Below are 8,246 nucleotides of genomic sequence, written 5' to 3'. Positions count from 1 at the left end.
AAGTCGTTTAATCACAACTTTACACGAAACTCAGCAAAATGTTCGGACAGAAGTGGAGCCAGGTAAGCTAATAGTTGGTGTCAACGCAATATTGATCTATATTTGAGCTCTCATAAAAATTTCGAAACTATGGCAATGGTAGTTATTATTGGTGTTTTGTTTGTGTTGGCGATTATTTGCCCGATTATTTTGCCCAACAGCAAAGTGAGCAGCCACAACAAAGACCTGGAAGTATAACGAGCAGGCTCGTGCCTGCAATTGCATCCAGGCTGTCTCCGGTTTTTTTGGTCTAGTCGATCCTGGGCTGAGTGAAAAGCTTCATTTCGTTTAGCTCAAGGCAGCAGAGCGATCCCATATCCTTTCTTTCGCCTGAATACACACAACCATTGTCCAGTGGAATCACTGGAAATTTCCTCTCTATTCTTTTCCTCATAATTGCCAATTCTACAGGAAAGTGTCCATGAACGAGGCGCTTGTTGCTGGCCTTACGGGCGTCGTAATGAAAGGCCCTCGTGTTGACCATGGCTCTGGTGTCGTCAAAAATGCTTTTCCTTTCAAAGTTGAACCCGGCATGTACAAAAAAGGTGGTTTCAGTTTCGTAGTACAAGGGAAGCGAAAGAAGAAAATCTACAAATAGCCGCTTGTTGTGATCCGAAACGGTCTGATACTCTTCATAACGTTTCATGTTAGCGTATTCCGAAGAATCGAGCCAATCGTCGTCGTCTCTGGTGAGTAAGGAGAGGAGGTACTGATCGTGATTGCCTGCCAGAGGAAAGACTTTGGGAAACCGGCTTTTTAAATCGATGATAAAGTTGAGGGTGTCGAATGAAGAGGGCCCCTTGTTTACGTAGTCGCCCAATAAAAAAAGAGGCCATTGCCCCTTATAGTCGATTTGATCCAATAAAGCCTTTAACGTATTGATGCAGCCGTGTATATCGCCAATAGCGTATACTTTTTGCTCATTTTCTATTGAAACAAATGAGCCTGATGTACTCATTTTTTCAAAAGCAAACCCCTATTTGTGGTTCTCGTCAGCCTTGGCTTTCGTTTTTCTAGCGTTAACGAAAAGAAGTGCATTAACAAGGGAGATAAGTCCAATAGCGATGTAAACGAAAAGATCAACACCGGAAGTAACTGCAGGATTAAACATATTGCTTGTGTTTTTACGTTGCGAATATAATCAGTTTGGCCAGCCGAAAAAACAGCCATGGGATAAATAAACAGCTTTACGTTAAAAAAGAGTGGCCAGTGTGCTCATTTCAGCGTTTCTGGATATGTCCCACCTGCGGAAATCATCAATTTGTTGAAAAAAATTACACAGGTAATGGCTTTAGCAAGTAGGAGGAAAATGATTCTTACATCGGCCCTACATTTGTATTGTAAGTAACAGAGCAACCCGTGCAGAAATGATGCCGGCTAGACAAAGCCAGGAAGCTCGAAAAAGAAATTAGTTTTTCAACACAGCTAAGGAACAAGTAAGTAGGAATAGTTTAATGTTTTGCAATCCAGCTAATGGTTAAAGGCAGCTTCGAATCGAGCTGCCTTTTTTTGTCGCTCAGCTTGAGAGTTCGGTTTCGCCGAACATAACAGTGCATTTGATAACCAATGTCTGGTCACATGACGGTCGGCTCAACCGAAAAGTGCGATTTGGTCAACTAAGCAGATTTTTAGTTCGAGGCTTCCTCGTCAGTTCTGTTTCGGTTACGGAAGAAGAGACTTGCACCGATAATGATTAAAACAATCGGCCAAATATCCCTGAAATTGAAACTCATAATGTCGGGAAGCAGAAAAACGGCTCCAATACCGGCAAGTATAAAACCAGATGAACGATTTCCGGTGAGGAAATTGAAGGCTCCAAGCCCAATGAGTAACATTTGCCAGGTATGGAAATACCATGGTAAATCGATGATATCGAGGTTTCTTAGCAGAAAAAGCACACCGATGACGATGAGAAAGAGGCCTAAGACCAAACGTCTTTGTGATTGTTCCATGATGTCTTATTTAAACCAACCGAATAGAAATGATAAGGTGAATGATGGACTGCTAAAATCTTTATTGTCGTAAAATGAATTGTTAATAGCGGACACCGTGCGGTAACCTACACCGGCATTGACTTTGAACCAATGAGAGAAGTTCATTTCAGCGTCCAACTGCGGCACCCACACGAACACATTGTCGGATATGGGTGAGGTGTTGGACAAAAAGTCATCTTCGGGTGTTAGCCGAAGCACGCCCCACCCCAGCTTGTTGCTAACGCCAAAGTGAACCAGCTTGTGGGGAAAGAATACATAGCCAGCGTAAAAACCACCGTGGGTAAAACTGGTTTCCCGCCTGATCCCCATTGCGTCTTTGTGTACGCTGTTGGACAGACTGAGTCCGTAACCACCGAGAAAGAGCGACCTGTTGAAGAGTACCGCCCCACCGCCGCCATTCATAATGGCAGCATGACCCTCGATGGATGAGAATTCCAGGATGATTCCTCCAAACCCGGAAATGTTGATTTTTTCGCCTCCGAACAACACTTTTGGCTCTTCGTCTCTCGCCCTGTTTTGGGCATGTAGATGGCACAAGCAAGCCATAGTAAAAACACAGACCAGGTAGAAAATCCGTTTCATTAGTTGAAGATAAAAAATTACCAAAAGTTAAAAGTAGGCCCCCGAAAGGTCAAAAATAGATTCACCTCCCCTGACCTGTTGAACTAATACGGTAAACTGAGCAATAAGGGTACTGAAATGAAAAAGGCTCCTTTTGGGAGCCCTTCAAACATAAGTATTTTTACAGCTATTCTGCCGTGCCTCGGGTCTTCCCGATTTCTCTGTCAATTAGAATTTTACCAACGCCTTCTTCTCCCACCAGGTCAAATATTTCAAGGCATCTTCTTGCCGTTGCCTCTTCTTCCACCTGCTCGTTGATAAACCAGTCGAGAAAAGAGGCAGTGGTGTAATCCTTAGCTTTGTAGCACTTATCAACAATGTTGTTGATAGAATGAGTAATGGCAATTTCCTGCTCCAGGGCAATTTCGAAAACGGACTTGAAAGAGTCGAATTCCTGCACAATGTTGGTGATTTCAGGCACAATGGCGGTTCCGCCCACGCTCGAGATATAGTTGAATATCTTTTTCATGTGAGCACGTTCCTCGTCGGACTGAAGCTCGAAGAACCGGGCGCTATGCACGTAACCGTTGCGCTCGCACCAGGAGGAGATGGCTAAATAGTTGAAGGAGCTGATGGCCTCTCTGCGCACTTGCTCGTTCAAAAGTTTCTCAATTTCTTCAGAAAGTGAGGTTTTCATTCTTACAATATCCTTCATAACAAAATCTGGTTTCAATAGGCTAAGATAACAGGAATCGAAGCCAAAAAGTGTAGCTGCTGGCTGATTTGTAATTAAACTAAATAAGTACGTTGTAAACCCGCTTATAGAGAATTGAGGTTAGCTCAAGCATGGTGGCCGCCCCGGCGAAGAGGTCTTTTAAACCGATCATTTCCTGCACCCTCATAACGAGCAATACATCTATTGACGGGATGTACACAACCTCGGTGTCGCAAAGGGAGTGACTAAGCAGGAGACTTTCAGGATTAACTGCCTCCATTTTTGATTTGAGCCGACTGAACTGAATAGCATTGAAAGGCTGCACCACACCCTGAAAAACAAGGTAGAACCGCTTGTTGGAAGTGCTTTGGTACAAAGCACCTACCCCATTTTTGAAAAGTTCCTGAGCGTCTTCTGGTAACATAGACTATTAAAATCGACGCAAAATAACGCCTATTTAAAATCAGTCCAAATAAAAAGAACTGATTTTTGTCAGCTGGAAGATAGTTGGGCCAAAAAAAACCGGGTTGCAGAACCAATACCTCATTTTCATGTTAAGCAGGTACAACAAAAGCAAGTACCTATGAAAGCGATTTGGAACGGCCAGGTAATAGCAGAAAGCAATGACACCATTGTTATTGAAAACAATCACTACTTTCCTGCCAACACCATCAAGAGCGAGTTTTTTAAAGAGAGCAACACTCATACAGTCTGCCCGTGGAAGGGGACGGCTTCTTATTACACCTTGGAAGTGGCAGGAGAGCAAAACAAAGACGCCGCCTGGTATTACCCTAAAGCCAGCGAGCTGGCCAGAAACATAGAGGGTTATGTAGCTTTTTGGAAAGGTGTGAAGGTGGAGAAGTAACTAGAAGCCAATCGACCCCAGCAGCACATTGAAAACATAGGTGTCTTGATCTGGTATGTACACCATCCTGACACCAGTGGAAAAAACAGGCAGGTATCTCATGATATTGTAATCCAAGAAGAGGTCGAGGCCTACCGAACTGAATGTAACGTCGGAAGAGGGTGTGGTTCCTATTCCATAATCGTAGAATGCATTCGCCCGAACTCGCTGGACATAGAGCAATGGGCCCAGGGCGAGATCAGGATAAACTAGCGGTAGCGCATAGTTAGCGGAAAACGTGGTCAGACCCTTGAACGATGTGTAGCCATAGCCTCTGACGTACTGAACCTGGCTGCGAAACCTGTAGTTATTGATATCCTCTTTTTGGTAGGCTCCACGCAATCTGACGGAATGGTGCTTCAGCACACCGGGCAGGTACAGGTACGCCTCTCCCGACCACAGCGTCGACAAGTAATCGCTTCCTTTAAATGGCGTGTCAAAATAGCTGAGGCTAACCGATTGCCCCCACTTTGGATAAATATCACGCTTGCTTTGTTTGAGAAGCCTGGAGTAGCTCAGGCTGTATTGCGCAGAATAAAGGGAGCCATTTCTCTGTTGGTCAATGTCCAGCACCGGATTGGCATAGTCTTCAACCAGAGTGGAGGAAAAAACAGCTGCCACGGAAGCATCTTCCTGATACTTTGAGTGCGTGAAGTGAAAAGGAATGCGAAGGCCGCCGTTGAGTCCCTTTTCAGTCCAGGTGTACAGTCTGTTGTCGTTGTTGACATTTTCAAAAACAGACCTGGTGCCAGACAGCACACCTGCATCAAGAATGACAGGCAAGCCCTGGTAGGAGAGATTGGCCGACCAGTACCCGGTACCTTCAGTGAGGTTAACGGTGTACCCAGCATCCATATACATGGTGCTCAGAATGTTTTGCGAGTATAGCCCCAGCTCAATTTGTCTGTCGCTGAGTGTGTTTATCCAGCCCCAGCCATAAGGCCGGAAAAGGTGCTTGAACTGCTGGTACTTTTTAACATTAAAGGTTACCTCCGGCACAGTGTTAAGTATGTCGGCCTGATTCTCCTGCGCTACCAAAGGCTCAAAATAATTGACCGGATTGACCACCATGTCTTGGAGTTTAGTCCAGCTCGCAGGCTCGAATGGAATCCGAACAATGTCCCAACCATCTTTGGTCATTTCGTTGTAGTAAATCCAACTTCCATCGCTTGTGACGCTGGGGTTGTAGGCCCCCAGCCTCGAGGAAGTAATCTGGAAACGCTCTTTAGAAGAAAGCTTGAATGCGTATAAATTGTCGAGGCCGGATGCATCGGAGGCATAAAGCAACCAGTCATCCGTCAGCACAGGATGCCCGAGGTTTTCAGTGGATGAAATGATCCATTCAGTTTCCTGACCAGATTTAACGTCAATGCTAACGATGCTTTTTCTGGGAGCAGCATGCTTCAGCGCTACTATCGACAGCCCATCGCTTGCAAACTGTGCCATGGAATAGTAGTGATTGCCCGGGTTTTCGAATCTGTTGAGGACATTACCGCTTTTTGCGTCGAGCAGCACAATGTTGAACTGATTGTCGATGCTTGATTCTATGGTAATCACGGTTGTGCCATCTGGCGAAATGCCAGCTCCTTTGTAGCGCTTGCGTTTGCCCAGGGTAGCTGCTTTTCCTGTTTTCAAATCAAAAACTTTGATTGAGGAATAGGTGGTTTTGTCCCAGCGTGGGTGAAAGAGAATTTCATTCCAAACGACCTTGTCACCGCCCGACGATAGGTAACCGTTGTCTTCCCAAACACCAAGCGTGTGCAACACTCTCCAGCTCCCATTACTTTCCTGTTCTACGAGCTGAGAAATGTCGCCGATGCCATACCGGACGGCCAGTACACTCTGATCAGCCGATAACTGGGGATAGGCGTATTCTGTGTATGCTTTTCCTCTCTTTTGGTTCACGGACTCGAAACTTGTCAGCGTCAAGTCGGCCACCTGGTTTTCATATAGCCCTTCCATTTCCTCAGTCATGAGGTTGTAGTTTCTGGTGAGGTTGAGTCCGGTTTCTTTTTTCAGTGCCCTGGAGAATGTGAAGGGGAGAATTGGCCAGCTAAAGGACCGTTCGGTTACCCTGTCCAGAATGTCATCACCGTATGTCTTGCGAAGGAAGGTGGTCATCAGGTAACCGGTGAGGTAATGGTTAGGAACCTGGTCTTTGTAGGATCGCAAATACTGCTTCTGATACTTAAATCCACCTCTGTCAAGCACATTGGCACGGTGAAGTGCCTGGAAATAGGGAATGCGGCCCCTGCCCGAAGCGGACATAGCTGTTTCGATTCCCACGGCGTCGCCCTCCCAAAGCCAAAGGGGTGTGGAGATAAATGCCAGGCCCGCCAGTACGTCCTCTCCAAAAAACCAGTAGCCAAGCTTTGAAATCCCTGTGATAGCCTTGTCGTATTGCACAACATGCCGGAATTCGTGGGTAGCCAGCGTGTTGAGCCAATCGTTGTTGCCGAGAAACTTGTAGTCTTGAGGGGGAGAGGTGTAAAATTCGGATCGTCTGGGCCCCAGTGTTACAAATCCGTTGGAGATAACTCCTTGATTTTGCAACAGAATTGGAATAGGTCTCGGCTTCTTGCCCAGCGACCTGGACACAGGGCCATGGAGGTGCTCCAGCGTGCTGGCCATTCGCTGGCCTTCTTTTTCAAAGCCTTCGGGAAAGAGCACATTGAAGTTGTCGGTTATTATCTCGTTCCATTTTAGTGTGGTAGGGTTGTTTTCCATCACCGGAACCTGCGCAAAAATAGGATGAAAAAAACACAGCAGAAGTAAGGTTAGAGCGGTTGGCTTTAGCATAGGCTGAAAACAACCTACCATTTGGTTAACCTTAATCATTCGAAGCATTTAAGTAAGACAGAAATATCGTCGAAATTGTTGTAAACATTGGGTGAAATGCGGATAGAGGTACCTCTGACGGAAACACTGACTTTGTGCTGTTGAAGGAGGGCCTGGGTTTTCTCAAAAGAGGTCTTTTCTTTGAACCTAACCCCAAAGAGGTGAGGAGAGCGATAGGCGTCATCTTCGATCAGATAGCCTTTGTTACGCAAAATGGTAATAGCCTCCCGGGTGAGTTGAGTGCAATATCCGCTTATTTCAGGCACCTGCCATTTGATGATTTGTTTGAGAGCAGCCTTTAGCATAGGTACGAGGATAAAATTGCTATGCTCGCCTACCTCATAGCGGAGTGCACCGGGTTGATAATTCTCCTGGTAATTGATGAGGTTAGTGAAATCTTCGCTCTCAAACCGGTTGATCCAGTTTTCTTCCACCGGCGAGCCATTGTCAAAGTGTGGGCCGTAGTAGGCAAGCCCGATGGAGTAAGGGCCCATCAGCCATTTGTAACCAGCGCAAACCAGGGCATCGGGCTCAATTTCTTTTACACTGAATGGGAAAGCTCCCACGGACTGCGTGCCGTCAATGACCAGCAACGCACCAACCTCCCTGGTACGCTGCCGAATTTTCTTCAATTCAAATACAGTACCATCGGCCCAATGACAATGGCTGATGGCCACAAGTTTAGTCTTACTGCTGATCGCTTCCAGTATGTTCTCATTCCACTTTTTCCCACGTCCGTCTGACAGCTCGGGTGGAGCAATTATTTTGAGCTCGGCGCCCTGGTTCCGGCAAGCGTTCATCCACGGATAGACATTGCTTGGAAACTGCTCTCCGGCAACAATTACTTCATCGCCCTTGCTCAGCTTCAGGTTCCTGGTAACGGTGGCCATGCCATAAGACACAGAAGGGATGACAACTATTCGATTGGCTTCAGGCGCATCAATTATCTCTGCAAACAGGTTCCTCAATTCGTCGGTATCCGAAAAAAAATCTTGTGGGGAGACCTGATAAGGAAACCGCTTTTTTTGCATACCCTCAATGCCTTTTTCTTCAACCTTGATCATCATAGGCGACATGTAGGCGCAGTTGAGGTAGGGCACACCTTCAGGCAGAAAAAATTTATCTCTTTGGCAATCGAGCATCGTTGTTCTAATTTTAGCTATCGGGGTAAAAATAATCGTAATAGTCACAATAC

At 46.0% G+C, this 8,246-nt stretch carries 9 protein-coding genes; 1 reads left to right on the top strand and 8 read right to left on the bottom strand.

Translation table 11 applies throughout. The features are described from left to right. Positions 1-289 precede the first annotated feature (289 nt). The 6 genes from AAC052_RS19640 to AAC052_RS19615 form a co-directional block, all read right to left on the bottom strand. Complete coding sequence (locus AAC052_RS19640) at positions 290-997, bottom strand: metallophosphoesterase family protein (protein WP_317488872.1); 708 nt, start codon at positions 995-997, stop codon at positions 290-292. Positions 998-1,015: 18 nt separating this feature from the next. Further along, on the bottom strand, positions 1,016-1,150 hold the full coding sequence (locus AAC052_RS19635; RefSeq protein ID WP_317488871.1) for a hypothetical protein: 135 nt from the start codon (positions 1,148-1,150) through the stop codon (positions 1,016-1,018). 517 nt (positions 1,151-1,667) lie between these two features. Continuing rightward, positions 1,668-1,991, bottom strand: a complete 324-nt coding sequence (locus AAC052_RS19630) for a DUF5668 domain-containing protein (protein WP_317488870.1) — start codon at positions 1,989-1,991, stop codon at positions 1,668-1,670. Between the two features lie 6 nt (positions 1,992-1,997). Further along, positions 1,998-2,615, bottom strand: a complete 618-nt coding sequence (locus AAC052_RS19625) for a hypothetical protein (RefSeq protein WP_317488869.1) — start codon at positions 2,613-2,615, stop codon at positions 1,998-2,000. A gap of 166 nt (positions 2,616-2,781) precedes the next feature. Continuing rightward, positions 2,782-3,309 carry a ferritin gene (locus AAC052_RS19620; protein ID WP_339815153.1) on the bottom strand — a complete coding sequence of 176 codons (528 nt, stop codon included), beginning with the start codon at positions 3,307-3,309 and terminating at the stop codon, positions 2,782-2,784. Between the two features lie 79 nt (positions 3,310-3,388). Then, complete coding sequence (locus AAC052_RS19615) at positions 3,389-3,733, bottom strand: hypothetical protein (RefSeq protein WP_152001490.1); 345 nt, start codon at positions 3,731-3,733, stop codon at positions 3,389-3,391. A 159-nt stretch (positions 3,734-3,892) separates the two neighbouring features. Here AAC052_RS19615 and AAC052_RS19610 point away from each other — a divergent pair, with 159 nt between their 5' ends. Further along, entirely contained in the window at positions 3,893-4,174 is a 282-nt protein-coding gene (locus tag AAC052_RS19610; RefSeq protein ID WP_317488867.1) for a DUF427 domain-containing protein, read from the top strand. Here the strand turns inward: AAC052_RS19610 and AAC052_RS19605 are convergent, their stop codons facing one another. Together AAC052_RS19605 and AAC052_RS19600 are read right to left on the bottom strand one after the other, a co-directional pair. Continuing rightward, positions 4,175-7,051 carry a hypothetical protein gene (locus AAC052_RS19605; protein WP_339815151.1) on the bottom strand — a complete coding sequence of 959 codons (2,877 nt, stop codon included), beginning with the start codon at positions 7,049-7,051 and terminating at the stop codon, positions 4,175-4,177. It abuts the gene before it with no gap. After that, entirely contained in the window at positions 7,048-8,193 is a 1,146-nt protein-coding gene (locus tag AAC052_RS19600) for an aminotransferase class V-fold PLP-dependent enzyme (protein WP_339815150.1), read from the bottom strand. Before AAC052_RS19600 ends, AAC052_RS19605 begins: the two co-directional genes overlap by 4 nt. Positions 8,194-8,246: the final 53 nt, after the last annotated feature.

This window comes from uncultured Imperialibacter sp. (genome assembly GCF_963974565.1).
Lineage (GTDB): Bacteria > Bacteroidota > Bacteroidia > Cytophagales > Cyclobacteriaceae > Imperialibacter > Imperialibacter roseus.
The sequence above is the reverse complement of the archived record's forward strand: the minus strand, read 5'-3'. Positions and strand labels throughout refer to the sequence as shown.

Excerpts from the sequence above, each read along its gene's own strand:
- AAC052_RS19620 (WP_339815153.1), bottom strand. The coding sequence starts at position 3,309 with ATGAAGGATATTGTAAGAATGAAAACCTCACTTTCTGAAGAAATTGAG.
- AAC052_RS19635 (WP_317488871.1), bottom strand. The coding sequence starts at position 1,150 with ATGTTTAATCCTGCAGTTACTTCCGGTGTTGATCTTTTCGTTTACATC.
- AAC052_RS19605 (WP_339815151.1), bottom strand. The coding sequence starts at position 7,051 with ATGATTAAGGTTAACCAAATGGTAGGTTGTTTTCAGCCTATGCTAAAG.
- AAC052_RS19610 (WP_317488867.1), top strand. The coding sequence starts at position 3,893 with ATGAAAGCGATTTGGAACGGCCAGGTAATAGCAGAAAGCAATGACACC.
- AAC052_RS19640 (WP_317488872.1), bottom strand. The coding sequence starts at position 997 with ATGAGTACATCAGGCTCATTTGTTTCAATAGAAAATGAGCAAAAAGTA.
- AAC052_RS19625 (WP_317488869.1), bottom strand. The coding sequence starts at position 2,615 with ATGAAACGGATTTTCTACCTGGTCTGTGTTTTTACTATGGCTTGCTTG.
- AAC052_RS19615 (WP_152001490.1), bottom strand. The coding sequence starts at position 3,733 with ATGTTACCAGAAGACGCTCAGGAACTTTTCAAAAATGGGGTAGGTGCT.
- AAC052_RS19630 (WP_317488870.1), bottom strand. The coding sequence starts at position 1,991 with ATGGAACAATCACAAAGACGTTTGGTCTTAGGCCTCTTTCTCATCGTC.
- AAC052_RS19600 (WP_339815150.1), bottom strand. The coding sequence starts at position 8,193 with ATGCTCGATTGCCAAAGAGATAAATTTTTTCTGCCTGAAGGTGTGCCC.